General features: G+C 62.2%; 13 protein-coding genes and 2 pseudogenes. 7 read left to right on the forward strand and 8 right to left on the reverse strand.

Annotated features, from left to right (window positions below; translation table 11 throughout):
* Positions 1 to 27: 27 nt before the first annotated feature.
* Positions 28 to 184 (forward strand): annotated as a pseudogene (locus tag AC1DQ3_RS07840) (tyrosine-type recombinase/integrase); the annotation flags it as partial.
* Between the two features lie 114 nt (positions 185 to 298).
* A complete protein-coding gene (locus AC1DQ3_RS07845; protein WP_477119614.1) occupies positions 299 to 820 on the forward strand; it encodes a ProQ/FinO family protein in 522 nt (173 codons plus the stop codon).
* A gap of 117 nt (positions 821 to 937) precedes the next feature.
* Here AC1DQ3_RS07845 and AC1DQ3_RS07850 read toward each other — a convergent pair whose 3' ends face one another.
* Positions 938 to 2,062, reverse strand: coding sequence for a Fic family protein (locus AC1DQ3_RS07850; protein WP_477119615.1), 1,125 nt, complete (start codon positions 2,060 to 2,062; stop codon positions 938 to 940).
* A gap of 361 nt (positions 2,063 to 2,423) precedes the next feature.
* On the opposite strand from AC1DQ3_RS07850, the gene AC1DQ3_RS07855 reads away from it, so the two are divergent.
* Together AC1DQ3_RS07855 and mctP are read left to right on the forward strand one after the other, a co-directional pair.
* Positions 2,424 to 2,621 carry a DUF3311 domain-containing protein gene (locus tag AC1DQ3_RS07855; protein WP_477119616.1) on the forward strand — a complete coding sequence of 66 codons (198 nt, stop codon included), beginning with the start codon at positions 2,424 to 2,426 and terminating at the stop codon, positions 2,619 to 2,621.
* Positions 2,618 to 4,093 carry a monocarboxylate uptake permease MctP gene (gene mctP, locus AC1DQ3_RS07860; protein WP_477119617.1) on the forward strand — a complete coding sequence of 492 codons (1,476 nt, stop codon included), beginning with the start codon at positions 2,618 to 2,620 and terminating at the stop codon, positions 4,091 to 4,093. The genes AC1DQ3_RS07855 and mctP overlap by 4 nt, the downstream gene beginning before the upstream one ends.
* Before the next feature lie 25 nt (positions 4,094 to 4,118).
* Here mctP and AC1DQ3_RS07865 read toward each other — a convergent pair.
* From AC1DQ3_RS07865 to AC1DQ3_RS07885, 5 genes and pseudogenes are all read right to left on the reverse strand, one after another.
* Positions 4,119 to 4,220: pseudogene (locus AC1DQ3_RS07865) on the reverse strand (IS6 family transposase); the annotation flags it as partial.
* 31 nt (positions 4,221 to 4,251) lie between these two features.
* The gene (locus tag AC1DQ3_RS07870) at positions 4,252 to 4,851 is read right to left on the reverse strand and encodes a DsbA family protein (RefSeq protein ID WP_477119618.1); all 600 of its coding nucleotides are present in this window, start codon (positions 4,849 to 4,851) and stop codon (positions 4,252 to 4,254) included.
* On the reverse strand, positions 4,851 to 6,158 hold the full coding sequence (locus AC1DQ3_RS07875) for an MFS transporter (protein ID WP_477119619.1): 1,308 nt from the start codon (positions 6,156 to 6,158) through the stop codon (positions 4,851 to 4,853). The genes AC1DQ3_RS07870 and AC1DQ3_RS07875 overlap by 1 nt, the downstream gene beginning before the upstream one ends.
* Before the next feature lie 193 nt (positions 6,159 to 6,351).
* A complete protein-coding gene (locus tag AC1DQ3_RS07880; RefSeq protein WP_477119620.1) occupies positions 6,352 to 7,104 on the reverse strand; it encodes an aldolase in 753 nt (250 codons plus the stop codon).
* A gap of 200 nt (positions 7,105 to 7,304) precedes the next feature.
* A complete protein-coding gene (locus AC1DQ3_RS07885) occupies positions 7,305 to 8,177 on the reverse strand; it encodes a LysR family transcriptional regulator (protein ID WP_477119621.1) in 873 nt (290 codons plus the stop codon).
* A 378-nt stretch (positions 8,178 to 8,555) separates the two neighbouring features.
* Here AC1DQ3_RS07885 and AC1DQ3_RS07890 point away from each other — a divergent pair, with 378 nt between their 5' ends.
* Complete coding sequence (locus AC1DQ3_RS07890) at positions 8,556 to 8,687, forward strand: hypothetical protein (RefSeq protein WP_477119622.1); 132 nt, start codon at positions 8,556 to 8,558, stop codon at positions 8,685 to 8,687.
* On the opposite strand, the gene AC1DQ3_RS07895 is transcribed toward AC1DQ3_RS07890, so the two are convergent.
* Positions 8,682 to 9,110, reverse strand: a complete 429-nt coding sequence (locus AC1DQ3_RS07895) for a GNAT family N-acetyltransferase (RefSeq protein ID WP_477119623.1) — start codon at positions 9,108 to 9,110, stop codon at positions 8,682 to 8,684. The two genes, AC1DQ3_RS07890 and AC1DQ3_RS07895, sit on opposite strands and share 6 nt — an antisense overlap.
* A gap of 377 nt (positions 9,111 to 9,487) precedes the next feature.
* Positions 9,488 to 10,834 (reverse strand): epoxide hydrolase family protein, encoded by a 1,347-nt coding sequence (locus AC1DQ3_RS07900; RefSeq protein ID WP_477119624.1) that lies wholly within the window; start codon positions 10,832 to 10,834, stop codon positions 9,488 to 9,490.
* A 427-nt stretch (positions 10,835 to 11,261) separates the two neighbouring features.
* Between AC1DQ3_RS07900 and AC1DQ3_RS07905 the strand changes: the two genes are divergently transcribed.
* Positions 11,262 to 14,060, forward strand: a complete 2,799-nt coding sequence (locus tag AC1DQ3_RS07905; protein WP_477119625.1) for a PAS domain S-box protein — start codon at positions 11,262 to 11,264, stop codon at positions 14,058 to 14,060.
* Positions 14,060 to 14,452, forward strand: coding sequence for a response regulator (locus tag AC1DQ3_RS07910; protein ID WP_477119626.1), 393 nt, complete (start codon positions 14,060 to 14,062; stop codon positions 14,450 to 14,452). The genes AC1DQ3_RS07905 and AC1DQ3_RS07910 overlap by 1 nt, the downstream gene beginning before the upstream one ends.
* Positions 14,453 to 14,456 lie beyond the last annotated feature (4 nt).

The following is a 14,456-nucleotide window of genomic DNA, read 5'->3' on the forward strand; positions in this document are numbered from 1 at the left end:
TCGTCGCAGTTTGCCAAGGAGGATCCACATGGAACCGACCAGCAGGTGGACCTGCGGTTTGCAAGAGACAACTTTGGGCACGCGTCCATTGCCACCACGAGTGCCGTATTTACATACGGAAGACGATGCCCGCCATGAGGCCACGCAGGAAGGGCACCGGATCGGGTGGACGCGCGAAGGGTAAGGCGCGGCCCTGGCCGGGATTCCCCGGTTGTCCAAGGCCAAGCGGCGGCGTGGGTGACAAAACGAATCGCGAAGGACTGCTACAATCTCAGCTCTTTTTTATTGGCTGGACGCGATGGGCTTCGAACAACTGGCGGCATTGAAGGAACAACTGGCAAAGCAAGCCAAGGCCGCGCCACGGCCCAAGAACCGCCGCGCGCCCCCGAAGGCTTCGGCCCGCCCGACTAAGCCCGGTAATGAGCCCGGTAATGCGCCCCTTAATGAGCCCACTAATGCGCCCACTAAGCCCGTCGATCCGGTACTGCAAGCCATCGTGAAGCTGCAAAAGCGCTTCCCGCAAACCTTTCCGAAGAATCCTGCGCCCAAGGTGCCGCTCAAGATCGGCATCTTCGAGGATCTCGTCCAGCAGGCGCAGGGACTTGGCCTGACGGAGCCGGTATTGCGCGACGCGATCCGGACCTGGTGCCGCGGCACCCGCTACTGGACCTGCCTGGTGGAAGGTGCCGCGCGCGTGGATCTGGCGGGTCAGGCGGCGGGACACGTGGCACAGGCCGATGCGAACCGGGCGCAGCAACTGCAAGCCCATCGTGCCGCGCGAGCGTTGTCTCGACCCACGACGGCGCCGAAACCCAACTGATTTGTGGCGGTAGTACCGTGCCACCGGCGCGGGGTTCGTGCTCCGACGAAGCGCATCCAGCGCATCGCACGCCTGCGCTCGACGACTGGAATCCATTGCTCCCCGTCGCAGGCGTGCCTACTCGGATAGGTCGTTCAACGCATAGCTGGTGCTGCGCCCGCCTGCATCCGATTTCCGCAGTACGCCACGTGCGAGCAGATCAGTGATGTCGCGCAGCGCGGTGTCTGGGGAGCAATTGACGATCGCCGCCCACTTGGAACTGGTGAGCTTGCCTTCGAAGCCATCGAGCAGTCGGTTGAGCAGTTTCAATTGCCGCTCGTTCAGTGGCGTGGTCGCCCAGCGTTGCCAGAATCGCGTCTTGACCAGCACAGCATCAAGGGTGTCCTGCGCCTGATCGACGGCGCGATGCAGCGTATCGAGGAACCATGCCAGCCACTCGGTGACATCCATCGACCGCGTCTGGGTCCGCTCCAGGATATCGTGGTAGGCCTTGCGCTCCCGCTGGATCTGCGCCGACAGGCTATAGAAACGCAGCGGGCTGCCATCGGCGCGCGCCAGCAGCAGGTCGCCGATCGCACGGGCTATACGGCCGTTGCCGTCGTCAAACGGATGCAAGGTGACGAGCCACAAATGGCCGAGGCCTGCCTTGAGCAGCGCTGGATCGTTCGATGCACCGTTGACCCAGTCGAGAAATCGGCTTGTTTCAGCTTCCAGGCGATTGGCTGGCGGCGCTTCGAAATGCACACGTTGCCGGCCGATGGGCCCGGATACCACCTGCATCGGACCGCTGGCGTCGTTACGCCAGCCACCGACCTTGATCCGGGCAAGGCCGGAGTAGCCGGTGGGAAACAGCGCGGCATGCCAGCCGAACAATCGCTCCCGGGTGACCGGTGCATGGCAATTGGCGGCCGCGTCGAGCACCATTTCAACCACGCCTTCAACGTGATGATCGACCGGGGCTGGTGCGCCGATGTCCACGCCCAAGCGGCGGGCGATGGACGAACGCACGGATGCGACGCCGAGCTGTTCGCCCTCGATCTCGCTGGTCTTGACCACGTCCTCGGTGAGCGCCGCGAGACTCGCCTGATCGCGCAGAGCCTTGGCGACATCAGCCAAGCGCCCCATCAGCAGTCCTTGGGCGCGACTAACCTCGGCCATAGGCCCTGCCAGGGCCGCCAGGTCGTAGTGCCAGCCTGGCCAGTCACTGGCCTGCCGGATGTAGGTGTAATCTCCGCCTTTCATGCGGAGATTGTGGGCTGCTTCCTCCGCAGGCGCAAGTTATTCGCCGCACCTGGTGCGGTGATAGCCCAGTTGCACTCGGCATCATGGCATTCTCGCGGTCGGCAATCGCCCACGGATGCAGACGGCAACGTGCCCTCCCCGCATTCCCCCGCCAATCCCAAGTGAAAACTCCTCATTGATCGCCTAGACTGAAGCAACCTTCAAGGCGCAATGGCCCGCGACGCAATGCATCGAAGACCGATACCTGCGCTGACACGTATTGTTGCCAGATAGCCCGACAACGGTACTGGCGCGGGCATGCCAGCGATAGCCGCTAAACGTCAGGAGACCGGTCCCGGTGACGGACCGTTAGGGGGAACTCATGGAATCTGGCAACTCCGCCGGCGGTTCATGGCTATGGCTCACCTTGCTGCTGCCATATATCGCGTTGCTGTGGCTGCCCTTCTATAACGACACGCAGCCGTCCTTTGCCGGATTTCCGTTTTTCTACTRGTATCAGTTTCTGTGGGTGCCGCTCACCTCGCTGCTGATCTATATCGTGTACCGGGGCATGAAATGAACGACGCGCCCCCCGTCAATACGGTCGCCATGACCGTTTTCATTTTTTTCTTCATTCTGGTCACGGTCATCGGGTTCTTTGCCGCGCGCTGGAAGCGCGGTGACCTGACGCAGTTGCATGAGTGGGGGCTCGGCGGCCGCCAGTTCGGCACGCTGATCACCTGGTTCCTCGTTGGCGGCGATTTCTATACCGCCTACACCGTGATTGCCGTGCCCGCGCTGGTGTACTCGGTGGGCGCCTACGGGTTCTTCGCGTTGCCGTACACGATCATCGTGTACCCGTTCGTCTTCGCGGTCATGCCGAAGCTGTGGACGCTCGCGAAGGCAAGGAATCACATCACCGCAGCTGACTACGTGCATGGCGAATATGGCGGCAAGTGGTTTCCCGCCGCGGTGGCGGTGACCGGAATTTTCGCGACGATGCCGTATATCGCGCTGCAACTGGTGGGCATGCAGGTCGTGATCAAGGGGCTTGGCGTGAGCGGCGAGATGCCGTTGATCGTCGCCTTCGTGATCCTGGCGCTCTACACGTACGCGAGCGGCTTGCGCGCGCCGGCAATGATCGCGTTTGTGAAAGACATCATGATCTACATCGTGGTGATCGCGGCGGTCTGGCTGATCCCGTCGAAGCTGGGTGGCTATGCGCATGTGTTCGACGCTGCCGATCAGTTCTTCCTGGCCAAGGGTGGCGCGACCGGCATTGTCCTCAAGCCGGCGCAGTTCACCGCCTACGCGTCGCTCGCGCTGGGTTCTGCGTTAGCCGCGTTCATGTACCCGCATACGATGACGGCAATATTGTCTTCATCATCCGCGACGACGATCCGCAAGAATGCCATGCTGCTGCCGGCCTACACGCTGTTGCTCGGCCTGATCGCGCTGCTCGGCTACATGGCGATAGCCGCCGGGGTGAAGGTCACCTCGGCCTCTGACGTGGTGCCAACGCTGTTCGCAACGCTGTTCCCTGCCTGGTTCGTTGGCTTTGCTGCGGCGGCGATCGCGATCAGCGCGCTGGTGCCGGCGGCCATCATGTCGATCGGCGCTGCGAACCTCTTCACGCGCAATCTGTGGCGCCCGCTGGTTGCGCCAGACATCACGCCGGCGGCGGAAGCGTCGACCGCAAAAATAGCCTCGCTCGTGGTGAAGTTCGGCGCGTTGCTGTTCATCGTGTTCTTCCCCACCCAGTACGCCATCGATCTGCAGTTGCTCGGCGGCGTGTGGATCCTGCAGATTTTTCCGGCAATCGTGTTTTCGCTTTACACGCGCCGGCTCAGCACGCCTGGGCTGTTTCTCGGCTGGCTGGTGGGCATCGTGTTGGGCACGGGCATGGCGATTTCGCAGGGGCTCAAGCCGGTGTTTGCGCTGCACCTCGGCGGCGCCACCTATCCGCTTTACATCGGCCTGATTGCGCTTGTCACGAATATCGTCGTGGCGTTCGTGGTGTCGATGGTGGCGCCGCGACGGGCGGGGGCCTGACCCGGCGCACTTGCGCGCCTCCTCTAATCGCCGCCTGCCAAACAGCAGGCGCAGTGGCATCCTTGAGGCGCAGCTTTGTGAGGTCGAACTGACCTTTTCGAATGCGATGCATCAGCTCGACGCCGGAGGTGGCCCTGTCGGTGCCCCATCCTTCAGGTTCAGGTGGAGGCGAGGGCATCCTCCAGAAAATCGAGGCGATCCTGGCCCCAGAACACTTCTTCACGATAGACATACGCGGGCGAGCCAAAGACCCCGTCAGTGATTGCGTTTTCGGTGTACTTTCTGTACTCCGCCTTGATTGCTGGCGTTTCGGCTTGGCTGAGAAGTGCATGGCCATCCAAGCCCAGCGAGCGGGCGATGGTTTGCAGCGTCTCTGGAGAGGAGATGTCTTGATCCTCCAGCCATTCGGCATGAAGAATCGCCTGGGCCAGGGTGCCCTCGCAAAGCCCCGCGATCTTCGCCGCAATGACCATGCACGAGGCGAGATCACCGTTCGGGCACATGTACTTGGGCTGGGGATTTACCGGAATTCCCAACCGTTTGCACCAACGGGCGAGTTCGGTAATCCGGTAGGCTTGCCTCTCGTGAGCGCGCTGCCCGAGCAATATGCCTCCGGTCTTCGAGTAGACGTACGGCAGATCTACAGGCATGTAGTTGATGGTGGCGTGCTGGCGTTCAGCAAGTTCCACCAGGCGACCGTGTCCGAGATATGCCCAGTCCGAATTGATCCAGAAGTAGTAGTCGATCGTTTTAGCCATCACTCACCAGCCTTCATACGAGAAACACAGAAAATCGACAGGCAACCCAACCCGGTGAGGTAGCAAGCGAGATACAGGGGACTACCGTCTCCGAGGGCAAGCAACCAGGTGGCCACGAGCGGTGCAAGACCACCCCCGATCGCACCGGACACTTGTACCGCCAGGGAGATGCCGGTGTAACGGACTTCGGGAGGGAACTGGACAGAGAACAAGCTGCCTTGTGGGCCATACAACATCGCGTAGATCAAGCCGATGGCGACCACCATCGCGAGATACACGGCGCCGACGCTGCCAGATCCCAGAAGCTTGAAGAACGCGAAGCCAAAGAGGCAGATACACAGCGAGCCAGCCGCAAAGATCTTCCTGTACCCGATCTTGTCCCCGAGAATGCCCGTGAGCGGCATCGTGAACAGGGCGACAGCAGCACCGGCTATGACGGCATTCAGCATCATTGTCTTGGGCAGGCCCAGCTTCATCGTGCCGTAGGTGAGCCCAAAGGTGGCGACGGTATAGAACCAGGTGACTTCCGCCATCCGCGCGCCGGAAACCTTCAGCAGCGATAGCCAATGGTGTTTGACCACATGGACTACCGGCACTTCGACCTCTTGGCCGCGTTGCTTCACTTTCTCGAAATCGGGTGACTCGGTGACACGAATCCGGATGAACCAGCCAACCGCCAGGAGCAGGACGCTGGCCAGGAACGGGATGCGCCAACCCCAACTCAGCATGTCCGCCTCAGGCAGTCTCGCAACTGCTGCCATCGCCAGGGACGAAAGAATAAGACCCGGAGCAACGCCAGTTTGAGGAAGGCTACCGAAGAAGCCTTTCTTGCCTTCGGGGGCATGTTCGACGGCCATGAGGACTGCTCCTCCCCATTCGCCGCCGACGGCCAGGCCTTGGATCAAGCGCATCAATACCAGAACGACCGCAGCCCAATAGCCAATCTGCTCGTAAGTGGGGATCAGACCGATGACGATGGTTGGAACCCCCATCATCACAAGTGTGATCAGAAGCATCGATTTCCTTCCGACCTTGTCGCCAAAGTGGCCAAAGACGATACCGCCAAGCGGACGGGCGAAGAAGCCGACGGAGTAGGTTGCGAATGCAGCCAATGTCCCGCTGATAGGGTCGAAGCTGGGGAAAAAGATCTTGTTGAAGATCAAAGCGGCTGCCGTGCCGTAGATAAAGAAGTCGTACCATTCGATGGTCGTTCCCAGCATGCTGGCGATGCCGGCGACAGTATGCTGCCTGGATTTCCCAACAGTAGCCGTGCTGGGAATTCCCGTCTGTGAATTGACTGGATACATGGCGTGCCTTTCTGACTTACTCGGTGGGGGTGGTGTGCTTCGCCGGCTGCCATTCGCACCATGTTGGCGCGCCGTTCGCTGGTAGGCCGCTGTGAAGGTCCCGATCCTGGTTGACTCTTCGCGCGAGCGCGACGGTGGGGCGAACACATGCAATAGGTCGCCGGGCGGTGGCTACCGGCTGCGAGGGCTGGACCTAACGCTCCGTCTGACGGCACCAATAGTCGAAGGTGCCATCAACGATGGAAGGCTTCAGCAGATAGTCGTGCGCTTCGCTGGCGAGGTCATCCGGCAGCGGAGTAAGGGGACCAAAGACGCGGGCACGCACCTGCATGCGTGCAGCGCGCTCCAGGTACACGGATAGATAAGTCGCCTCCTGGACACTGCGTCCGGTGGTCAACTGGCCGTGGCTTGCCAGCAGGATCGAGCGCTTGCCGCCGAGGGCGCCGGAAATAATCACGCCCTCCTGGTCGGCGATGGGAACCCCGGGCCATTCCGCAAGGAACGCGCAATCATTGTGAAACGGCGTCATGTCCATCTGCGATACGACCAGCGGCTGCCTGGCCGCTGCAAGCGCCGACACATATGGGGAATGCGTATGGATGATGCTGTGGGTGTTGGGGCGATCGGCGTACACCCACAGATGGAACCGGGTTGCCGGATTGGCCATCCCGGTACCACTGAGGGTATTCAGATCCTGGTCGACTTCGATAAAGTCGGCTTCAGTGGCTTCGTCAAAGCCCAGTCCGAAGCGCAACGTCCAGTAGGCGCCCGGGCGGTCCGATCGCGCACTGATCTGGCCAGCCAGGCCAGCTTCCTGTCCGGTCATGGCCAGGATGCGGCAGGCATAGGCCAGCGTTTGCTGCAGCGTGCGCTCTCGGGGCTTAAGGTGGGCACGCATCTCCTGCGTTGCGCGTTCGTCGAAGTATTCCTTGGAGCGAAGTTCCATTTTGCTTCCAATCCTGTTCGTCTCCGGGCAGACCCGGGCGCCCGGCCTCTATTGAAATGCCTCGGCTTCGCCTCGATGGGGGCAAGCTTCGGCACCAGCCCGACCTGGCCGCGGGGTGTCGGTTCGATTGGATTATGGGAAGTCAGAATGGACTGTGATAGCGCGGCGCGCTCATAGTTGGTATGACTTTGAGTACTACCTCAGAGCGCTTTGGTGATCTCGAGCATGTGTTTCACCAGCGCTGTCTGTGCTTTTTCCCGCTTTGTAATGGCGACGACACGCCGGCTGAGAGGAGGATTCAATATGCGCACGCGTGACAGCCCATAGTTTTCGAGCAGATGGGTTGGCACCCGCTCTGGCAAAACGCACTGACCGCCTGTCGATGCGACAAGCCTGAGCATCGCGTCGACCGTCTCGACCTCCGCCACGACATTCGCGTCGAATCCTTTTCTGTGCAGCATTCGCCGGAGAGCATAGTGCGCAGGAAAGGCGACAAGAGAAACTTTATGCGCCTCCAGGTCGACCCCTTCAAGGGCGGCCATGGGCGAGTTCTGGCTGACGATCAAGCACATGGCGTCGTCGAAAAGCGGCACGATCTCGACGGCATCAGAGGCCACGGCTACGTCGTAAACGAAGCCCAGGTCCGCTTTGCCCGCCTCCACCAGCTCTACAACTTCCGGCGAACTTCTACCCAGGAGCGAGACGTTGGCATTTGGACGCTGACTCATGAATCGAGAGACAATGTCCGGCATGAAGTAGTAGCTGAGTGTATGAATGACAGCCACCCTAAGGCGGCCTTGGCTGACTCCTTGCTCCTCGCGCAATTGAAGAACCGTGTTGTCGATGACCTCATAGGCAGTCTGTGCGGCTGCTTGAAGTTTCTGCCCCGCGTCAGTGAGGGAGACCCCGCGCCCGTGGCGCTCGCACAGCTTTTGGCCTACTGCGGCTTCGAGGTGAGCCAGCTGACGGCTCAATCCGGATTGGGTAAGCCCAAGCGCCATCGCAGCGCCTGAAATGGACCGAGCCTGCGCTATTGCCAGGAACAGCCTGATCTGTGCATCGAAAGCCTTCATAACTTTTGGGGTTGCTCCTCTCCGGACAGCTTTGACGTTTAAGAGCCGATTCCGCCCTGTCATAGCGCTTCGAGGCGGCCGACGTGGCTTCAGCGGCCTTCGCAGTCGGAGTTCCCTGCTCCCCGCGCTTTGGTGCGCAGAGCGACGCACGAATGGCCCTGGTACCGATGGGGCTGCCCCCATCGCGCACGGCCCCATTGGAAGCAAATTTCGCACCAGGTGCATATTACTACTATGCCCGGTATAGACAGAGGTCCAGTTGGTGGGATGCGGGCTGTGTTGAGTCGCTTTGAGGCGATCTGGTAGGCTACCGAGCCGCTGGAGGACCTGCGAACGAGGCCCGACACAGTGCTGACGGTCAGAAATGGCGAATATCGGGTGAGCTCAAACTGTCGAACCCGGGTGGCCTACACGCTGATCGGCGGCATCGTTTTCCTCGGCAGGAGGATGGCGTACATCGCTGGCAGGAATATCGAAGTCAGCACCGCCGGCGAAGGCTCGCTCTCATAAGGCGGTCCGCATCAACATCCCGACGTCATGCCGGTCGCGTCCGAACTCGTGAGCGGGGCGGACTGATTGCGGCAGCTCTGAAATGTCGATCGGCGTGAAGCCCAGGCGCGCGAAATAGCCGGACGCACTCTTTGTCAGCAGCACGATCGATTCGACGCCTCGCAGCCGAAGGTCAGCCACGATGGCGGCAATCAGCAGTTCGCCGACGCCTGCCGACCTTGCGCGTTGCACGACGGCGAGTGCTCGAAGCACGCCCGTCGTCTCGTATCGCTCTATTCCGGCGCAGCCCAGCAGTCCGGCGTTGTCACGGATCACGATGTACTGCGTGATGTGCTCGTGCATCCCGTCGACAGCTAATGACGAAGCGCTCAGAAGCGCTTCGACCTCTGGCCAGTCCTCTTCAGTTGCATATCGCGGGCGCATGGTGCACTCCTTCAAGCAAAGGCATCCTCTGACGGAGGTGACATTGAAGAACCACGGTTCGCATCATCGGGAAACTCCGGCATGCCAGCGTGCGGTTGTGCAGCGGCACTATTGCCGTGGATATCCCATCTGAAGGCTGCGTTCCGGCAAGCAAGCTACCCCGGGGACAACGCCAGGTCTGCTTAGTAGCTGGCAACTTCGATCACAGCGTCCGCAAAGGCTTGTGTCGACGGCCGCGCCGCGACCCAAATCACGCGACGCGGCAAGAGCGTCCCCTCGACGCCGCAGGTTGGTCGGAAGCTGACGTGATGTACTTCATTTCCGGTGTTCATCCTTGTGTCGAAAGCTTGGGATCTCGTGAATGGGCCGTCGCGCACTCAACCCGCTACTGCTGCGCGCAAGGGCCTGAAGCCCGCACGAAGCTCTTCGGCAAAGACCTTGGGCTGCTCCCATGCGGCAAAGTGGCCGCCCTTCTGGAGCCGGTTGTAGTGGATGAGCTTCGGATAGGCGCGCTCGGTCCAGCTTCGCGGCGCTGCATAGATTTCGTCAGGGAAGACACTCACTGCCACCGGAATCCGGACGTTCTTGATGTCGAAGAACGCAAGCTTGTTCTCCCAGTAAAGACGTGCCGACGAGATGGGCGTCCTGGTAAGCCAGTACAGCGTGACGTTGTCGAGGATGTCATCACGCGTGAGCCCTTCGCTCTGGCCGTCGAACACGCGGGCAATCAGCGCTTGACTGGCGGCGTCGTGGTCGAGCATCCAGGCCGCAAGACCGATGGGAGAGTCCTCGATACCATAGAGCGTCTGCGGGCGATTTGTCATCTCGATGGCGTAGCCCAGCCCGTGCTTGTAGAAGGTGTCGAGCTGCTGGTATGCGTGCTGTTCGTCAGCAGAGAGTCCGGCCGGCGCCGGCTCGTTGTACTTGAGCGCCTTCGAGATATTGGCCGTCAGCGTAGCGGGCATGTTGACGTGAATGCCAAGCAGTTCCGGTGGCGCGATCAGCGCCATCTGCTCGGTGATGGCGTCGCCCCAGTCGCCACCTTGCGCCACGTATTGCTTGTAGCCGATCCGGTTCATCAGCAAGATCCAGGCGCGGGCGATGCGCACCGGATCCCAGCCCGTGGTCGTCGGCTTGCCCGAGAATCCGTGGCCGGGGATCGACGGGATCACCACGTCGAACGCATCGGCAGCCTGACCACCGTGAGCTGTCGGGTCCGTGAGCGGGCCGATGATCTTCAATTGCTCGATCACCGATCCAGGCCATCCGTGCGTGACGATGACGGGCAGCGCATTCGGGTGCTTCGAACGTACATGGATGAAGTGGATGTCCACACCATCGATGGTCGTCATGAATTGCGGCAATGCGTTCAACCTTGCCTCGACCTTGCGCCAGTCGTACTGGGTAGCCCAGTAGCGGGACAGCTGCTGCATGGTTGCGAGGCGCACACCTTGCGATTCGTCGGCGACCGTTTCGCGCGAGGGCCAGCGGGTTGCGGAGATCCGCCGGCGCAGGTCCACCAGCGCCTCGCGCGGAACGGCGATGCGGAAAGGCCGGATCGCGTCGGACGCGCTGCCGGCATCCGCGGATACCGGCGCGGCAGTTGCCTCGTCAGCAAGCGCGACCAGTCCCATGCCATACCCTGCCGCGACGGCGGAAGCGCCAAGGAAGCTCCGGCGAGTCAGGCGCGTGACCTCCGATTCCGTATTGTCAAACAATTGCATACTGATTCCACTTTGTTAAAGCGCCCGATCGCCGGGCGCGGTTGCCGGGCTCACCAACGTGGCGCCATGCCTGCCAACCGGGCGATGCCACGGCCGAACGAGAAGTGCGCCGGCCTCAAGCCCGGTTCGCGATGGCGGCGATCGCCCGCACCACGCCCACTCCGCAGGCCGGGTAGTGGTAGCTATGGAAGGGGCACTTCGGCGCGTTCACCGGCAAGTTAGCCCGGGGCCAACGCCAGGTCTATTGGACCTTGGTATTGGCGACAGCTGCGCACCGGTGCCTGGCCGGCATGCCGGATGCGGCTGGGTCGTTGCCCTGGCGTGCCACGCAGTCGATCCACGCCAGGACCGATACCAAGGTATATTTGACTACCCGACCGCACGCAGCGATCGTTGCGCCATGGAGTGTCGGCAGGAAAGGACCGTGATGGAAGATGAACTCAGCCGCACCGTGGATGCGCTGCCAGGGTTGGTATGGACTGCCTTCCCCGACGGCCGTACCGACTTTGTGAATCGACGCTGGTGCGAATACACGGGGCTTTCCGTCGAGCAAGCGTCGGGCGAGGGCTGGCTGGCGGCGTTCCACCCCGACGACCGGCCCGCGCTGCTTGCATCTTGGCGAGGCACCATTGCTGCCCGCGAGGCGGGTGAGGCAGAGGCACGCATGCGGCGCTTCGATGGCGTGTATCGTTGGTTCCTTTGCCGTGCCAGTCCGATTTCCAGCGCTGCCGGCGAGGTCGTGAAGTGGTGCGGGATCAACACGGATATCGAGGACCGCAAACGGGCTGAAGATGCGCTGCGCGCGCAAGAGCACCGCTATCGGCGGATCGTGGATAGCCTGCCCGCGCGGGTCATACTTTTCACGCCGGAGGGTGACGTCTTCCATGCCAACCGCCATACGCTGGAATACGCGGGGGTGGCCCTCGAGGAACTCAAGGCCTGGAAGAGCAACGGCCTGACCCATCCGGATGACCTGAACGCGGCCGTTAGCCGGCTTCAAGCGTCGATCCGAACTGGCCAGCCTTATGAGGCCGAGTCCCGCCATCGTCGTGCGGACGGCGTCTACCGATGGTTCCACGTGCAGGGCTTTCCATTGCGCGACAGCGCAGGCCGGATCGTCCTGTGGTATTTCCTGCAGACGGATATCGACGACCGCAAGCGCGCCGAAGCGCTGCTTGCGGCCGAGAAGCGCCTGCTCGAGATGATCGCTGTCGGGCAGCCCTTGCCTGCGGTGCTGGACGACTTGTGCCGCCAGGTCGAAGCCATCGCCGGCGACTGCCTGTGCAATGTTTCGCTGATCGATCCGGACGACGAGACGTTCCAGCAGGGGGCTCCGGAACACCTCGCGTCATCCCACATCGGCCCTGCGGCCGGCAGCCCGGTCTCGGCCGACCAAGGCCCTTGCGGGATGGCGGCGGCGACCAAATCACAGTGCATCGTGTCGGATGTCGCGGCGGAGGCACGCTGGACGCCGCCATGGCGGGAGCGCCTGCTGGCACGAGGACTGCGCGCGTGCTGGGCCACGCCAATCCTGTCGTGTACCCACGAAGCGCTCGGCACCTTCACGCTCTTTCGGTCGGAGCCCGGGGACCCGACTCCTTTTCAGCGCGATCTGATTGGACAGCTCACGCACGTCGCGAGCATCGCCATCGAACATGCACGAAGCGACCTCGCATTGAAGAGAAGCGAGAATGACTTCCGCGCGATCGTGGAAACGACGCCGGAATGCGTGAAGCTTGTCGCGCGCGACGGAACCCTGCTGCGTGTCAATTCAGCCGGAGCGGCCATGGCCGGGGCACCGTACGCAGAACCGCCGGTGGTGAAAAATTTCTACGATGTCGTCGCTCCCGAGCATCGCAGCCGCTACGTCGAATTCAACCAGAAGGTCTGTTCCGGCACCAAGGGCTTCCTGGAGTTCGACATCATCAACCTGCGCGGCGAGCGGATGCATATGGAAACCCATGCGGCGCCGATGCGGGGCAGCGACGGCGTAATGATGCAACTCGGTGTGACGCGCGACATCACAGCGCGCAAACGGGCGGAACAACAACTGCGGCGAAGCGCGGCGCTGATGGCGAACGTGGAGCAACTCAGCCTGAGCGGAAGCTTTTGCTGGCGTCCGGCAAGCGGGGAGATCACTTTGTCGGAACAACTCTATTGCATCTACGGGATCGAGCCAGGGGTGCAGGTAACGATGGACATGATCGCGGCGCGCCTCCACCCTGGCGACCTTCATCTGCTGCACGCAATGTTCGAGCGGGCGCAAGAGGGCAAGGACCTGGAGTACGACCACCGCCTGCTGTTGCCAGACGGCTCGGTCAAGTACCTGCTGATACGGGCTCATGCCACACGTGACCCGCAGGGCCGGCTGGAGTACATCGGTGCCGCGCAGGATGTGACCGAGCGGCGTCAGTCCGAAGCAGCGCTCGGCAGCCTGCGCGCCGAACTGGCCCATGCGGGTCGGGTCAACAGCCTGGGTGCGCTGACCGCCTCGATTGCGCACGAAATCAACCAGCCGCTGGCTGGCATCATGACCAACGCCAGCACCGGCTTGCGCATGCTGAGCGCGGAGCCGCCCAATGTCGACGGCGCGCTCGACACCGTGCGACGCACGCTGCGCGACGGGCGCCGCGCTTCGGATGTGATGACACGCCTGCGCGCGCTGTTCAGGAAGGAGGCAGTGACGACGGGTGCGGTCGATCTTGTGGAAGCCGTTCGCGAGGTGGTCGAGATGCTGCGCAGCGAGATCCGCACACGACGGATCGTGCTGCGACTGAGAACCGCCGACGACCTGCCGCCTGTCGCAGGCGACAGGGTCCAGCTCCAGCAGGTGGTGCTGAACTTGCTTCTCAATGCCGTGGAGGCGATGGATAGCGTCGACGACCGTCCACGGCAGATACTGCTCAGCATCGGGCGGGACGATGGCGACAGCTTGCGGCTCGCAGTGACCGATTCCGGCGTCGGCTTCGACCCGGAGCAGGCGGGCAAGCTCTTTGATGCGTTCTACACGACCAAAGGGAAAGGTATGGGCATCGGTTTATCTGTGAGCCGCTCCATCATCGAGAGCCACGGTGGCCGCTTGTGGGCCACCTCGAACGGGAGTTTTGGTGCCACGTTTTCCTTCTCCATGCCATGCCATGCGGACAGCACGGTGGCCGCCGATCGCCCCGAGGCCGCCGCTCGGGYCGCGCGCGCGGACGATGAACAGTCCATGAGGAACCCGTGATGGCCGACCGTTCGCTGATCGCGGTGGTCGACGACGACGAGTCGGTGCGCGAAGCGCTGCCCGACCTGTTGCGCGAGTTCGGCTTTGCGGCGCTGGCGTTTGCGTCGGCGCAGGAATTCCTGGATTCCGGCTGTGTCGTTCAGGCTCGCTGCCTGATCCTCGATATCGCCATGCCTGGCATGTCGGGCCTGGACCTGCGGCGCGAGCTGCTGCGACGCCGCCAATCCGTTCCGATCGTCTTCATCACGGCGCATGAGGACGAGGCCCAGCGCCGGCGCATGCTCGAACCGGGTGCCGTCGAGTTCTTATTCAAACCATTCAGCGACACCGCTTTGCTCGGCGCGATCCAGGCCGCGCTCCGGGCAAACCGAATCCACCCGGGAAGTCTGTGATGGA

This window comes from Cupriavidus sp. 01T418, from assembly GCF_056398885.1.